Raw genomic sequence first — 14,685 nt, forward strand, 5'->3', positions numbered from 1 at the left:
CGCCGCGGCGGGGCGTCGGTGCGTGCCGTCGCCGCACCTCGCACGGTGTGCGAGAACGCGCCAGACTGGGGCCGTCCGCCCGAGTCCCGGGCACCCGAGTCACTGCGGAGGTCGTCATGAGCGCTGGACGTCACGTCGTCGTCGGAGGAGGGCTCGCCGCCGCGAAGGCCGTCGAGACGCTGCGCGACGAGGGCTACGACGGTGGCCTGACCGTCGTCGCGCGCGAGCCGCACCGACCGTACGAGCGGCCGCCGCTGTCCAAGGACTACCTGCGCGGCGAGGCGGAGCGCGAGTCGGTGTTCCCCCTCTCCGCGGACTGGTACGCCGAGCACGACGTGGAGCTCCTCACCGAGACCGAGGCGACCGCCGTCGACCTCGCCGGTCGGAGCGTCGCACTCTCGGGCGGCCGGACGCTGCCGTACGAGAAGCTGCTGCTCGCGACCGGCTCGGACCCGCGCCGGATCCCGCTGCCCGGCCTCGACCTGGACGGCGTCCACGAGCTGCGCACGCTCGACGACAGCGACGCGCTCGCCGCCGCGCTGCGCGCCGCCCACGACGGCGGCGCGGGGCGGCTCGCGATCGTCGGCGACGGCTGGATCGGGCTCGAGGTCGCGGCGTCTGCCCGCACGCTCGGTCTGGACGTCACGGTGATCGGGCTCGGCACGCACCCCCTCGAGCGGGTTCTCGGTCCGGAGATGGGTGAGCTGTACGGGCAGGTCCACACCGACCACGGCGTCCACCTGCACCGCCGTGCCCAGGTCACGGGCATCTCGGGCGCGGGCGGCCGCGCGACGGGCGTCGACATCGCCGACGGGACGCACGTCGACGCCGACCTCGTGCTCGTCGCCGTGGGCGCGGTCCCGCACGTCGCGCTCGCCCGCGAGGCAGGCCTGGCGCTCGACTCCGCGACGGGCGGCGTCGTCGCCTCCGCGACCCTCCAGACCACGGACCCCGACGTCTTCGTCGCCGGTGACGTCGCGAGCGTGCCGTCGGCGCGCTACGGGCGGTCGGTGCGCGTCGAGCACTGGGCGACCGCGCTCAACCAGGGCCCGCACGCGGCGCGCGCGATGCTCGGCGCGACCGACCCCTACCCCGAGCTGCCGTACTTCTTCTCCGACCAGTACGACGTCGGCATGGAGTACCTCGGCTTCGTCGCGGGCCCCGACGCCTACGACGAGGTCGTGGTCTCCGGCTCCGTCCTCGACCGCGAGCTCGTCGCGTTCTGGGTCAAGGACGGCCGCGTCGAGGCGGGCATGGCCGTCAACGTCTGGGACCGCATGGAGGACGTCAAGGCGCTCATCCATCGCGACGGTCCGGTGGACCGCACCGAGCTGGAGTCCTTCGTCGGCTGACCCCCCCCGCGTGCGGCGAACAGGCGGCTGCCGCCCGTCAGGTGCCCGGACCGGGCGGCAACCGCATGTTCGGCGGAGGGGGCTCCGGCGTCAGGGGAGGTCGCGCTGGGGCGGGCCGACGTACTCGCTGAGCGGGCGGATGAGGGCGTTGGCGGCGCGCTGCTCCATGACGTGCGCCGTCCAGCCCACCACGCGCGACGCGACGAACAGCGGGGTGAACATCGGGGTGTCGAAGCCCATGAGGTGGTACGCGGGGCCCGCCGGGTAGTCGAGGTTGGGGAGGATGTTCTTGCGCTCGGTCATCGCGGCCTCGAGCGCGACGTAGAGGTCGAGGAGGTCCTGGCGGCCGTAGTGCGCGACGAGGTCGTCGAGGGTCGCGCGCATGGTGGGGACGCGCGAGTCGCCGTGCTTGTAGACGCGGTGCCCGAAGCCCATGATCTTGCGCTTGTGCGCGAGCGCGTCGTCGAGCCAGGCCTCGGCGCGGTCGGCGGTCCCGATCTCGGCGAACGTCGCCATGACGGCCTCGTTCGCGCCGCCGTGGAGCGGTCCCTTGAGCGCCCCGACGGCGCCGGTCACCGCCGAGTGCAGGTCGGACAGCGTCGACGTGATGACGCGCGCGGTGAACGTCGAGGCGTTGAACGAGTGCTCGGCGTAGAGCACCATCGAGACCTCGAAGGCCCGCACGACGGCGGGCTCGGGCTCCTCGCCGAACGTCATCCACAGGAAGTTCTCGGCGTAGGTGAGGTCGTCGCGGGGCTCGACGATCTGCTGCCCGCGACGGCGGCGCTGGTCGAGCGCGACGGCGGCGGGCAGCACGGCCCACAGGCGGACGGCCTTGGCCTGCTCGGCCTCGGGCGAGGAGTCCTCGGCGTCGGGGTCGTGCGCGCCGAGCTGGGAGATCGCGGTGCGGACGACGTCCATGGGGTGGCACGTCGTCGGGAGCTCGAGGATCGCGTTGCGCACGTTGCCGGGCAGGGCGCGGTGCGTGCGCTCGACGGCGGTCTGCTCGGCGAGCTGCTCGGGCGTCGGGAGCTCGCCGTGCCACAGGAGGTAGGACACCTCCTCGAAGCTGCGCCGGGCGGCGAGGTCCTGCACCGGGTAGCCGCGGTAGAGCAGCGAGTTCGTGTCGGGGTTGACCTTCGAGATCGCCGTGACGTCGACGACGACGCCCGCGAGCCCCTTGCGGATCTCGGGCCCCTCGGTGGTGGTCGGGGAGGTGGTCATGCGGTCACTCCTTCGTGCTGCACGGGTCGCGGGGAGATGCCGGTGCCGCGGCCCCACGGGCGCGCGGCACCGGCGGGTCGTCAGGGCCGGTAGGTGAAGATGCCCTCGTCGAAGGTGTTGTAGGCGGCGTAGTCGAGCAGCTCGTAGAGGCGCGCGCGCGTCTGCATGACCTCGACCTGGCCCGCCTGGGTGCCGGTCGCGGCGATCTCGTCGAGCGCGCGCTCGGCGGCGCCCATCGCGACCCGCAGGAGCGTGACGGGGTAGATGATCAGCCGGACCCCGGCGTCGCCGAGCTGGCGGCGCGTGAAGAGCTCGGACTTGCCGAACTCGGTCATGTTGGCGAGCACGGGCACGTCCACGGCCGACGCGACGGCCTCGAACTCGGACAGGTCCTTCATCGCCTCGGGGAAGATCGCGTCGGCGCCCGCGTCGACGAGCGCCTTCGCGCGGTCGATCGCGGCGCGCAGCCCGGCGTCGCCGGGGATCGTGCCGCGGACGTCGGTGCGCGCCATGACCAGGAAGCCGGGATCGCGGCGCGCGTCGGCGGCCGCGCGGACGCGCTTGGCCGCCTCGTCGAGCCCGACGACCTCCTTGCCGTCGAGGTGGCCGCACCGCTTGGGGTTGACCTGGTCCTCGACGTGCGCGCCCGCGACGCCCGCGTCCTCGAGCGCCTGGACGGTCCGCGCGACGTTCATCGGCTCGCCGAAGCCGGTGTCGGCGTCGACGAGCGCGGGCAGGTCGGTGACGCGCGCGATCTGCTGCGAGCGCCCCGCGACCTCGGTGAGGGTCGTGAGGCCGATGTCGGGCAGGCCGAGGTCCGCCGACAGCACGGCCCCCGACACGTACACGCCCTCGAAGCCCTTGTCCTGGACCAGGCGTGCGGACAGCGGGTTGAACGCGCCCGGGAGCCGCAGGGGCTCCCCCGTGGTCGCCGCGGCGTCGAGCGCCGCGCGGAACGCGCGCCGCTTGTCCGACGGCGTCACCTGGCTGTACAGCATCAGCGGGCCTCTCCCTCGGTGGTCGTGGGGCCCGACGGCGCAGGGTCACCGTGTCCGCCGGGCTGCGCCGCGGTGTCGGGCGCCTCGTGCATGGTGAAGCCCTCGCCCTCGAACTCGGCGCGCGCCCCGCCGACCTCGTCGCGCCCGAGCTCGAAGAGACCGGTCGGGGTGGGGACCGCGTCGAGGAGGCCCGGGCGCCCGACGATCGTCAGCTCGCGCACCTCGGCGGGCGTGAGCGACGGGAGCCGCTGCGCGAGGTCGAGGAAGCGCTCGATCTCGGCGTCCTCGAGCACGCCCGCCGCGAGCGTGCGGAACTTCTTGACGTACTGCTCGCGCCCGAACGGCCGCGCACCGAGCGGGTGCGCGTCGGCGACGGCGATCTCGCGGACGAGGCGTCCGCCGTCGGCCAGCTCGATCTCGACGCGCCCGCCGAACGCCTTCTCGGCCGGGTCGGTCGAGTGGTAGCGGCGCGTCCACTCGGGGTCCTCGGCGGTGGTGACCTTGGCCCACAGGGCGACGGTGTCGGCGCGGCCCGCGCGCTCGGGGGTGTACGAGTCGACGTGGTGCCAGCCGCCGTCCTGCAGCGCGACCGCGAAGATGTACGGGATCGAGTGGTCGAGCGTCTCGCGCGACGCCGTCGGGTCGTACTTCTGCGGGTCGTTCGCGCCCGAGCCGATGACGTAGTGGGTGTGGTGGCTCGTGTGGATGACGACGCTCGTCACGTTGTCCGGGTCGGCGAGCCACGGGTGCTCGTCGTGCAGCGCCCGGGCGAGGTCGATGAGCGCCTGCGACTGGTACTCCGCGGAGTGCTCCTTGGTGTACGTGTCGAGGATCGCCGTCTTCGGCTCGCCGGGGGCCGGGAGCACGACGTCGTACGCCGCGTCCGGGCCGTCGAGCAGCCAGGCGACGACGCCGTCCTCGCCCTCGTAGATCGGCTCGGGCGACGTCTGGCCGCGCATCGCCCGGTCGACGGCCTCGACCGCGACCTTGCCCGCGAACGCGGGGGCGTGCGCCTTCCACGTGGAGATCTGGCCCTTGCGGGACTGGCGCGTGGCCGTCGTCGTGTGCAGGGCCTGGCCGATCGCCTGGAACACCGTCTCGGTGTCGAGGCCGAGCAGCGTCCCGATGCCCGCGGCGGCCGACGGCCCGAGGTGCGCGACGTGGTCGATCTTGTGCTGGTGGAGGCTGATCGCGCGGACGAGGTCGACCTGGATCTCGTAGCCGGTCGCGATCGCCCGCACGACCGCGGCGCCGTCGGACCCGGCGTGCTGCGCGACGGCGAGGATCGGCGGGATGTTGTCGCCCGGGTGCGAGTACTCCGCGGCGAGGAACGTGTCGTGGAAGTCGAGCTCGCGCACCGCGACGCCGTTCGCCCAGGCCGCCCACTCGGGGCTCGTGCGGGTGTCGAGGCCGCAGCCGAACACCGTCGCGCCCGGCGTGTACGGGTGCGCGAGCGCCTGCCCGCGCGCCGCGACCGCGGGGCCGCGCGTGAGGCTGGCCGCGGCGACGGCCGCGTTGTCGATGACGCGGTTGATCACCATGTCGACGACCTCGGGCGTGACCTCGACGGGGTCGGTCGCGAGCTCGGCGAGCTTCCACGCGAGCTGGTCGGTGCGGTCGAGCGGCTCCGCGCTGGGGTAGACGCGCAGGTGGTGGGTGTACGGCATCGGTGTCTCCGTCGTGCGGTGGGCGGTGGTCAGGGGAGGTCGTCGGTCGCCGACCCCGCGCCGCGCAGGGACTGCTCGGCGAGGGCGGCGCTGCGCTCGATGTGGGCTCGCATCGCGGCCTCGGCCGCGGCGGGGTCCCGGCTCGCGATCGCGTCGGCGACGGCGCGGTGCTCGTCGACGTGGTCGGTGGTACCGACGCGGCGACGCGCGGCGAGCGCGCGGTACCGGTCGACGTGGCCGCGGATCTGGCGCAGGAGCGCCGACCCCCAGCGGTTGTCGGCGAGGGTCTCGATCTCGCCGTGGAACTGCGCGCCGACGCGCAGCACCTCGTCCTCGTGGTCGCGCACGGCGTCCATGAGCGTCACGAGCCGGACGAGGCGGGCGACGTCGTCGGGCGTGGCGCGCTCGCACGCGTCCCGGGCGAGCAGGCCCTCGAGGCGGGCGCGCACGTCGTAGACGCGACGTGCGTCCGCGACGTCGAGCGGCGCGACGCGCACTCCCCCGGTGGGCAGCTCGACGACGAGCGCCTCCGCCTGGAGCAGGCGCAGCGCCTCGCGCACGGGGGTCCGGGAGACGCCGAGCTCGGCGGACAGCACGGGCTCGGTGAGGCGCGCGTCGGGCGCGAGCGTGCCGTCGATGATGCGGCCGCGCAGGAGGTCGTAGACCGCGCGGGCGCCGGACTGGCGGCGCGTAAGGCCCGCGTCGCCGGGCGTCGCGGACTGCCCGACGGCGGCGCGCAGGTCGGGCGTCGTCGTCACCCGGCCATCGTGCCACACGTCCTGCGCACTTGTATACAACTAGCGGATCGGCGCTCCCGTCCGGCGAGATGTCACAACCGGGGGCGCTGCGGCGTCGTACGGGTATGAGGATCGCAGTGACAGGTGGGATAGGGACGATCGGCCGGCACGTCGTCGCGGCGCTGACCGCGCGCGGGCACGAGGTGCGTGCGCTGAGCAGGCACGCGGAGCGGTACGCCGTCGACCTCCGGACGGGCGCCGGGCTCCCGGCCGCGCTCGCCGGGGTGGACGTCGTCGTGGACGCGAGCAACGCGTCGTCGTCCACGGCCGACGCGCGCGCCACGCTCGTCGACGGGACGCGGCGGCTCCTCGCGGCCGAGCGCGACGCCGGGGTGCGGCACCACGTGCTCGTCTCGATCGTGGGGTGCCACGATGTGCCGATGGCCTACTACGGCGTGAAGGTCGAGCAGGAGCGGGCGGTCGCCGCGGGCGTCGTCCCGTGGACCGTTGTCGCCGTGACGCAGTTCCACGAGTTCGTCGCCGGGACGCTCGCCGGTGCCGCGCGCCGAGGCGTCGTGCCGCTCCTGCGCGCCCCGGTCCAGCCCGTCGCCGCGAGCGACGCGGGCTCCGCGGTCGCCGACGCCGCCGAGCGCGAGCCGCTGCGCGGCACGACGACCGTCGCCGGGCCTGAGGTGCTCGACCTGCGGGACGCGGCGCGCGCCTGGCGCGCGGCGACCGGCTCGCGGGCGCTCCCGGTCCGCGTCCCGCTGCCCGGGAAGCTCGGGCGGGCGCTGCGCGCGGGCGGCCTCACCGACCCGCACCCCGACGCGCGCGGCACGACGACCTTCCGCGGCTGGCTCGCCGCCCAGCCCACCGCGGCGGTCGCGCGGTGAGCACCGACGACCTCGCGCACGCCTTCGAGGCGGAGCGTCCGCGCCTCCTGCGCCTCGCCTACGCGACCACCGGGTCCTGGTCGGACGCCGAGGACTGCGTCCAGGACGCGTGGCTGCGCCTGCGCACCCAGGACCCGGCGTCGATCCGCAACCTCGCGGCGTGGCTCACGACGACGGTCGGGCGCCTCGCGCTCGACGTGCTCGGCAGCGCGCGCGTGCGGCGCGAGCGCTACGTCGGGACGTGGCTGCCCGAGCCCGTCGTCACGGCGCCCGGCGCGAGGTCACCGGTCGCCGCGGCGGCCGCGACGTCGGCGGGGGCCGTCGACCCCGCCGAGCGGGTCACGCTGGACGAGGAGGTGAGCATGGCGCTGCTCGTCGTGCTCGAACGGCTCTCGCCCGCGCAGCGCGTCGCGTTCGTCCTGCACGACGTCTTCGGGCTGCCGTTCGAGGAGGTGGGCGACGTCGTCGGGCGCTCGCCCGCAGCGGTGCGCCAGCTCGCGTCGCGCGCCCGCAAGGACGTCGAGGCGGGACGGCCGCGCGGTCGGACGTCGCGCGCCGAGCAGGAGCGCGTCGTCGAGGCGTTCGTCGCGGCGTGCGCGGGCGACGACCTGCCGGCCCTGCTCGGTCTGCTCGACCCCGACGTGACGCTCCGGGGCGACGGCGGCGGCAAGGTCCGCGCGCTCCGCCACCCGGTCCAGGGCGCCGCGACCGTCGGGGAGGTCCTGCTCTCCTACCTCCGCAACCCGCCGCTCGGCGCGGGGGCCGTGGACGTCAACGGAAGTCCCGGGCTCGCGCTCGTCGACGGCTCGGGCGTGCTCACCGTCCTGGCGTTCACGCTCGTCGCCGGGCGCATCGCGGCCCTCGACATCGTGCGGAACCCGGACAAGCTCGCCACCGTCCCGCCGGGGCTGCTCGACGACGCGGCACCGTGGTGGCCCTGACCGGCTACGGCCGGTAGTCCCCGGCGGGCCAGGAGCCGTAGCCGTCGAGGTGCTCGTCGGCGTCGCGCACGTAGTCGTCGACGGGCGTCATGCGCTCGGCCATCTCGAAGTGCCAGTCCACGAGCTCGCCGAGCGGGACGGGCGTGCGCGACGACCGCGTGACGTCGCGCCCCTCCTCCGACCACAGCGGCGGGTAGAGGCTCAGCCCCTCGTCGAGCCGGACGGCCCCGATCTCGTCGTACCAGCCGGGCCAGCGGACCGACGCGTAGAACTCCGTGGTCCCGCCGCTCACCGCCCACTCGAGGAAGGCCGCCTGGCCGAACCCGAGGTCGACCCACGTGAGCGAGTCGGGCGCGAAGTAGTTGACGTTGCCGAGCTGGCCCGGGAGCCCGCCGCCGTTGATCGCGAACGTGCCCCCCAGCACGTCGTACGCGACGACCAGGACCGACGGCGCCACGCTGTGCTCCCCCGGCTCGCCGAGCCCGTTGACGGTCGCGAGGTCGGGCAGCCCCGCGCCGCCCCCGCCGATGATGCGCAGCCACCCGCCGTCGACGAGCACCCCGCCGGTGTGGAGCGCGAGCGCGCCCAGCGTCGAGCGGACGGTGACCTGCAGCCGGAAGAGGACCTCGAGCGACCACGCGGGAGGCGGCACGACCTCCACGCCGCCGCGCCCGAGCATGCGGGAGAGCGTCGGCCACGCGGGGTCCTCGACCGCCGCGAGCTCGGCGGCCGTCCTCACTGTCATGGCCGGATCATGCCAGATGTTGCCGGTATCCAGGAGTCCTGCTATGGAGCTGCGCCCGGCAGGTCCCCCGATGGGCTGAAAGACCGATTCGGCAGGGACCCTGCGCCCGTCCCGCCGCGGTTCGCCCCGCGGGCGCCGGGACGGGTGTGAAGACTCGGGGGCGAGCCCGGGCAGACCGCGTCGGCGCGGCCACGTCGGGGCACGCGCGTGGGTAGCGTCTCGGCCGTGGACGACGAGCGCATCGCACCGACGACGGACGGCACCGACGAGGCTGCGCCCGAGAGCGCGACCCGGGTCCCGCGGAGCACGGTCGCCGTCGTCGCGTCGGTCGCGGGCGTGGGCCTCGCGGTCGTCGCCGCGCTCCTCGCCCCCGCGGTCCTCGACGCCCCCGCCGTGGCGGACGGTCCGGCCGCGCTCCCGTCGTCACCACCGGACGGGTCGACGGCGACGTCGCCCGGGCCGGTCGACCCCGACCAGGGGACGGAGGACATGATCGCGCTCCTGCTCGCCCTGCCGGGCGTCGAGGACGTGCAGACGAACGGGCGGGTGGGCACGTCGGCCGAGATCACGCTGGTGACTCCGCTCCCCTCTCCCGAGGTCGCGCAGCGCACTACCCTGGACGCGAGCGCGATCGTCGCCGCGGTGCCCGGCGGCGGCGCGTGGTCGCTCCGGGTCGAGGGCACGGACGCGAGCGGCGGGACGCTCGCCGTCGAGCAGGGCCCGGGAGCGGCCTCCGTCCCCGGCGTCGACCCGACCACCGGGGAGCCGCGCCCCGACCTCCTCGGCGCCGACGCCGTCGCCGACGCGGTCCGCCTCGTCGCCCACGACTCCGTGCGGCGCGTGTACCTCGCCCCGGGCGCCGCCTCGGTCGACGTCCGCTCGGCCGACGACCTCGTCCCCGTCGCCGCGCTCGTGCGGGCCGAAGGTCGAGGGCTGACGAGTCTCGGCGTCCAGGGCTCCGGGGTCGGCACCTACGACGGCGACGGGCTGACCGTCCCCGACGACGCCCTGCTCACGCTCCTGGCCGACGTCGCCGCGGAGCCCGGCGTGACGCAGGTCGTGCACGACGCCGTTCGCGACACGTTCCCCCAGGACCCCCTGCTCACGGTGATCACCTCGGGCGACGCAGCCGTGGTCGCCCGCGTGCTCGACGGCGCAGCCTACGCCGGCCCGGTGCTCGCGTACCAGGTCCACGGCGCGACGGACGGCGGCGCCTCCGCGACCCGCTCCGGGTTCGTCGCGGGTGTAGCCCCGACGGCCGGGGACCGCCCCGGGGGCGCGTGCGCGACCGGCGACCTCACCCTCGGGGCCCTGGGGTTCGACGCCGCCGCGGGACGCCGGTTCCTCACCGTCACGGCCCGCAACGACGGCACCGCGGAGTGCGTGCTCGCCGGCGCGCCCGCGGTCCGCTTCGTCGCCGACGACGGCTCGGAGACGGACGTCCTCCTCGAGCCGGACGACGACGGTCTCGCCCCGCTCACGCTCGCGCCGGGCGCCACGGCCTGGGCCGCGCTCTCGTGGCGCGGCGGGTCGACGGCCGACGACCCGCCGCTCGTCACGACGCTGCTCGTGGCCCCGCACCCGGGCGACCCCGAGTCCGTCGTCGGGCTCGCGGGGATCCCCGGCGTCGGGGACGGCCTCGACCTGCTCGGCGGCGGGACCGCGATGATCGGGTCGTGGACGCCCGCGAGGGAGCTCGCGAGCTGACGCGTCACCCGAACGTCGCGGACGGGCGAGCCCCCGGACCGCCTCAGAGCGCGCGGCGGGTGCGCACCGCGGCGGCGAGCTCGCGCAGCAGGTCGGCCGTCGTGTCCCAGTCGATGCACGCGTCGGTGACCGACTGCCCGTACACGAGTCCGCTCGGCGCGGGCTTCTGCGCGCCCGCCACGAGGAAGCTCTCCATCATGAGCCCCGTGATCCCCTGCTCGCCCTCGGCCAGCCGCGCGGAGACCTCGCGCACGACCTCCGCCTGGCGCACGTGGCTCTTGCCCGAGTTGCCGTGCGACGCGTCCACGACGAGCCCGTGCTCCGTGACCCCGCCCTGCCCCGAGGTGCGCGCGACCGCGAGCGCCGCCGCGACGTCGTCGGCCCCGTAGTTGGGGCCCGAGCGCCCGCCGCGCAGGATGACGTGGCAGTCGGGGTTGCCCGCCGTCTCGACGGCCGCCGCGCGACCGAGCGAGTCCATGCCGAAGAACGTGTGCTCGCTCGCCGCGGTGATGCAGCCGTCGACCGCGATCTGCACGTCGCCGTCGGTCGCGTTCTTGAACCCGACGGGCATCGACAGGCCGGAGGCGAGCTGGCGGTGCACCTGCGACTCCGCGTTGCGCGCGCCGATCGCGCCCCAGGACACGGCGTCGGCGATGTACTGCGGGCTCGTCGGCTCGAGGAACTCGCACGCGGCGGGGACGCCGGCGTCGAGGACGCCGAGCAGCACCTCGCGCGCGAGGCGCAGGCCGTGGCGGACGTCGTGCGACCCGTCGAGGTGCGGGTCGTTGATGAGGCCCTTCCAGCCCACCGTGGTGCGCGGCTTCTCGAAGTACACGCGCATGACGACCATGAGGTCGTCGGCGAGCTCGTGCGCGACGGCGGCCAGGCGGCCCGCGTACTCGAGCGCGGCCTCGGGGTCGTGCACCGAGCACGGGCCGACGATGACGAGGAGGCGGTCGTCGTCGCCCGCGAGGACGTCGCGGACCTCGCGGCGCGACGTCGTCACGAGGTCGCTGCGCGTGGCGCCGAGCGGCAGGTCGGCGAGCATCGCGCGCGGGGCGGGGAGCGCGTCGAGCGCGCGGACCCGCAGGTCGCTCGTGCGGGCCTGGAGCTCGGGGCTGTCCACGGGGTCGACGGTACTCGTCACCTGGTCGGACGACGCGGTGGACGTCGGGCTGGACGACGCGGTCTCGGGCTGGGCGGTCGTGCTGGTCACGGGAGGCTCCTGGTCTGTGCGGCGGTGGTCGGGGGCCGCCGTGAGATCGGAGTGCTCAGCGGTGCCCAGCGGCGCTTCACCGGCCTGCTGCCGCCCGTGGTCCCGGAGCGGCCCGTCTCACGACGAAGGGCCCGGACGCGGTCCGCGTCCAAGGCCCTGTGCTGGCTCCGGGTGGTGATCTGTGGTCAGGCGAACGCCCGCACGGCCCCACCGGGAGCCTGCGTAAAGCGCCAATACCACTGAGAAGTCACGGAGCGACCGTAGCACAGGGCCTCCGCGGGTCGGACGGCCCGTCTCACGTGCCGGTCGTCCGGGTCGCCGGGCCCGCCTAGGCTCGGGACATGCCCATCCCCGAGTTCGTCGCCGCCCTGCGGTCCCACGTCGGGACCGACCTCCTGTGGATGCCGGGGGTGTCGGCCGTCGTGGTCGACGACGACGGCCGCCTGCTGCTCGGGCAGCGCGCCGACACCGGGCAGTGGGCCATGATCAGCGGGATCCTCGAGCCCGGCGAGGACCCCGCCGTCGGGCTCGCACGGGAGGTACGCGAGGAGACGGGGGTCGACGTCGTCGTGGACACGCTGGTCGCGGTGACCGTCACCGAACCGGTCGAGTACCCCAACGGCGACCGGTCGCAGTACCTCGACCTCGCGTTCCTGTGCCGACCCGTGTCCCCCGCCGCCGCGGCGGCGGCGCACGTCGCGGACGACGAGTCGCTCGCGGTCGCGTGGTTCGCCCCGGACGACCTGCCCGACGACCTCGCACGCTCCACGGTCGAGCGGCTCGGCCACGCGCTCGGCCGGCTCGCGGACCCCTCAGTCGGCCCCTTCTTCGTCCGCTGACGCGACGCGCGACGCCTCCGTCGCGGACTCGCCCGGCGCCCCCGGGCCGAGCCAGCGCACCGCGAGCAGGCACGCGTCGTCGTCCTCCGGCGCGCGCGCGACGACCGCCTCCAGCAGCTCCGTGCCGCTCAGCCCGGCGCCGAGCGCGTTCGTGACGATCTCCGCAAGCTCGTCGAGCGCGAGCGCGAGCGGCCGGTCACGGCGCTCCACGACACCGTCGGTGAAGAGGAGCAGCAGGTCGCCCGGGGCGAGCGTCACCGTGTCGGCGACGCGCGGCGTCGTGCCCCGGACGCCCAACGGTGTGGACCGCGCCTCCCACAGGTAGCCCGCCGACCCGTCCGCGCGCACGAGCAGCGGCGGCAGGTGTCCCGCGCACGTGTACCGCAGCGTCCCCTCCCGCAGCTCGAGCTCCCCGTACACGAGGCTCGTCATGAACCCCGTCCCGGTCCGGTCGACGAAGCGGTCGAGCCGCTCCACCACCTCCTCCGGCGGCAGGCCGGTGTCCGACGCCGCGCGGACCGCCGTCCGGAGCTGCCCCATCGCGGTCGCGGCCTTGAGCCCGCGCCCCACCACGTCCCCGACCGAGAGCGCGACGACGTCCGGGGCCACGCGGAAGGTGTCGTACCAGTCGCCGCCGACCTGCAGGTCGTGCACACCAGGGCGGTAGCAGGCCGCGACCTCCACGTGCGGGTCGGCGACGATCCCGTCCGACAGCATCGCGCCCTGCAGCTCGCTCGCGACCGACACGCTCTGCTCGTGGGTCGTCGCCCGGGCCAGCGCGAGCGCCGCGAGCTGCCCCGCCGCGGCCGCCGTGCCGAGGTCGACCGGTTCCGAGCCCGCCGCCCGGCGCGGCTCCAGCGCGAGGACGCCGAGCAGCGCCCCGGCCGTGCGCAGCGGGACGACGACGGTCCCGTCCGCGCGCACGCCCGCCTCCGTCAGCTCGTCGATCGTCGGGGCGGTCACCCCCGCGGCGCCGCCCCAGCGGCGGAGCGGGCCGCCCTCCTGCGGCGTCCACAGGGCCGCGTCGCCCGCCCCGAGCATCGTCACCGCCGCCCGGAGCAGGACCCACGCGACGCCGTCGAGACCGGCGACGCTCGCCAGGTCGGCGGCGATCCCGTGCAGCAGCCGCACGCGCCGCTCCGCCTCCTCCGCCGCGCGCCGGGCCCCCACCAGCTCGTGCTCGAAGCGCGACCGCTCGCGCGCCACCAGCATCGCGACCTCGACGAGGCGCTCTCCCCGGACCTCCCGCCCGATCGCCGTGAGCAGCACCGGCTCGCGACCCCGCGGCGTCCGCAGCTCCACCGCGACCTCGTCGACCCGCCCCTCGGTGTGCAGGCGCGGACCGAGGTGCGTCTCCCAGTAGATGCGGCCGCCCACCGTGAGCAGGTCCGCGAGCCGGCGCCCCGCGACCGCCTCCACGTCCGGCACGTCCAGCAGGCGCAGGAGCTCGTCGTTCGCGTCGAGCACCCGCCCCTCCGCGTCGAGGAGCAGGAGCGCGACGGGCGCGAGCACCCAGCGCTCGCCGCGCGACATCACCATCAGGAACCCCCGAGCCAGTCACGCATCGCCCCGACGAGGAGCGCCGGGTGCGACAGGTTCGGGCAGTGCCCGACCGAGTCGATGACGACCAGCTCGCTCCCCGGCAGGTGCTCGTGCACGTACCGTCCCACCGTCTGCGGGGCGATGACGTCCTCCCGGCTCTGCACGACGAGGGCCGGGGTCCGCACGCGCGCCAGGTCCGCCCTGTTGTCGCCGAGGAACGTCACGCGCGCGAACTGCCGCGCGATCGCCGGGTCGTTGCGCCGGAAGACCTCCGCGAGCTCGTCCCCCAGCGCCGGACGGTCCGGGTTCCCGACGATCACCGGCGCCATCGCCTGCGTCCAGCCCAGATAGTTCGCGTCCATCGTCTCGAGCAGCTCGTCGATCTCCTCGGCCGAGAACCCGCCGCGGTACCCCTCCTCGTCGATGTACCGGGGGCTCGGTCCGACGAGCACCAGGCGGTCGACGAGGTCCGGACGGTCCGCCGCCGCGAGGAGCGCGATCACCGCGCTCACCGAATGCCCCACGAGGATCACCGGCTCGTCCGCGACGTCCTCCACGACCTCGACCATGTCGGCGACGTAGCCCCCCAGCTCCGCGTGCCGCGCGGGGTCGTACGCGGCCGGGTGGGACGCGCCGCAGCCCGAGTGGTCGAAGAGCACGACCCGGTGGTCCGCCGCGAACGCGGGCGCGACGAAGCGCCACATCGACTGGTCGCCGCCGAAGCCGTGCGCGAAGACCATCGTCGGCCCCCCCGCGGGCCCCATGACCCGCACGTTGTTGCGTTCCCGCACGTCCACGGGTCACAGCGTAGGGGGAACCCGAAC

13 protein-coding genes are annotated in these 14,685 nt (G+C 75.4%); 5 read left to right on the top strand and 8 right to left on the bottom strand.

What is annotated here, in order from left to right; translation table 11 throughout:
* Positions 1-116: 116 nt before the first annotated feature.
* Entirely contained in the window at positions 117-1,352 is a 1,236-nt protein-coding gene (locus ACZ402_RS17130; RefSeq protein WP_375825588.1) for an NAD(P)/FAD-dependent oxidoreductase, read from the top strand.
* 90 nt (positions 1,353-1,442) lie between these two features.
* Here the strand turns inward: ACZ402_RS17130 and ACZ402_RS17135 are convergent, their stop codons facing one another.
* The 4 genes from ACZ402_RS17135 to ACZ402_RS17150 all read right to left on the bottom strand — a co-directional run bounded on the left by ACZ402_RS17135 (position 1,443) and on the right by ACZ402_RS17150 (position 5,999).
* Positions 1,443-2,576, bottom strand: a complete 1,134-nt coding sequence (locus ACZ402_RS17135; RefSeq protein WP_375825589.1) for a bifunctional 2-methylcitrate synthase/citrate synthase — start codon at positions 2,574-2,576, stop codon at positions 1,443-1,445.
* A gap of 80 nt (positions 2,577-2,656) precedes the next feature.
* A complete protein-coding gene (gene prpB / locus ACZ402_RS17140) occupies positions 2,657-3,574 on the bottom strand; it encodes a methylisocitrate lyase (protein ID WP_375825591.1) in 918 nt (305 codons plus the stop codon).
* On the bottom strand, positions 3,574-5,241 hold the full coding sequence (locus ACZ402_RS17145) for an MmgE/PrpD family protein (protein ID WP_375825592.1): 1,668 nt from the start codon (positions 5,239-5,241) through the stop codon (positions 3,574-3,576). The genes prpB and ACZ402_RS17145 overlap by 1 nt, the downstream gene beginning before the upstream one ends.
* A 29-nt stretch (positions 5,242-5,270) precedes the next feature.
* On the bottom strand, positions 5,271-5,999 hold the full coding sequence (locus ACZ402_RS17150) for a GntR family transcriptional regulator (RefSeq protein ID WP_375825593.1): 729 nt from the start codon (positions 5,997-5,999) through the stop codon (positions 5,271-5,273).
* Positions 6,000-6,115: 116 nt separating this feature from the next.
* Between ACZ402_RS17150 and ACZ402_RS17155 the strand changes: the two genes are divergently transcribed.
* The gene (locus ACZ402_RS17155; protein WP_375825594.1) at positions 6,116-6,871 is read left to right on the top strand and encodes an SDR family oxidoreductase; all 756 of its coding nucleotides are present in this window, start codon (positions 6,116-6,118) and stop codon (positions 6,869-6,871) included.
* Positions 6,868-7,812, top strand: a complete 945-nt coding sequence (gene sigJ, locus ACZ402_RS17160) for an RNA polymerase sigma factor SigJ (protein WP_375825595.1) — start codon at positions 6,868-6,870, stop codon at positions 7,810-7,812. The genes ACZ402_RS17155 and sigJ overlap by 4 nt, the downstream gene beginning before the upstream one ends.
* Positions 7,813-7,816: 4 nt before the next feature.
* On the opposite strand, the gene ACZ402_RS17165 is transcribed toward sigJ, so the two are convergent.
* Complete coding sequence (locus tag ACZ402_RS17165) at positions 7,817-8,557, bottom strand: DUF2625 family protein (protein ID WP_375825596.1); 741 nt, start codon at positions 8,555-8,557, stop codon at positions 7,817-7,819.
* Between the two features lie 225 nt (positions 8,558-8,782).
* Between ACZ402_RS17165 and ACZ402_RS17170 the strand changes: the two genes are divergently transcribed.
* The gene (locus ACZ402_RS17170; protein WP_375825597.1) at positions 8,783-10,264 is read left to right on the top strand and encodes a DUF4232 domain-containing protein; all 1,482 of its coding nucleotides are present in this window, start codon (positions 8,783-8,785) and stop codon (positions 10,262-10,264) included.
* Positions 10,265-10,307: 43 nt separating this feature from the next.
* Here the strand turns inward: ACZ402_RS17170 and ACZ402_RS17175 are convergent, their stop codons facing one another.
* The gene (locus ACZ402_RS17175) at positions 10,308-11,411 is read right to left on the bottom strand and encodes a 3-deoxy-7-phosphoheptulonate synthase (RefSeq protein WP_375825605.1); all 1,104 of its coding nucleotides are present in this window, start codon (positions 11,409-11,411) and stop codon (positions 10,308-10,310) included.
* 410 nt (positions 11,412-11,821) lie between these two features.
* On the opposite strand from ACZ402_RS17175, the gene ACZ402_RS17180 reads away from it, so the two are divergent.
* On the top strand, positions 11,822-12,319 hold the full coding sequence (locus tag ACZ402_RS17180; protein ID WP_375825598.1) for an NUDIX hydrolase: 498 nt from the start codon (positions 11,822-11,824) through the stop codon (positions 12,317-12,319).
* Here the strand turns inward: ACZ402_RS17180 and ACZ402_RS17185 are convergent.
* Positions 12,293-13,858: a SpoIIE family protein phosphatase gene (locus ACZ402_RS17185; protein WP_375825599.1), complete on the bottom strand. Its 1,566-nt coding sequence runs from the start codon at positions 13,856-13,858 to the stop codon at positions 12,293-12,295. The genes ACZ402_RS17180 and ACZ402_RS17185 overlap by 27 nt on opposite strands.
* Positions 13,858-14,658 carry an alpha/beta fold hydrolase gene (locus ACZ402_RS17190; protein ID WP_375825600.1) on the bottom strand — a complete coding sequence of 267 codons (801 nt, stop codon included), beginning with the start codon at positions 14,656-14,658 and terminating at the stop codon, positions 13,858-13,860. The genes ACZ402_RS17185 and ACZ402_RS17190 overlap by 1 nt, the downstream gene beginning before the upstream one ends.
* Between the last annotated feature and the right edge of the window lie 27 nt (positions 14,659-14,685).

Source organism: Cellulosimicrobium sp. NPDC030954 (assembly GCF_055571305.1).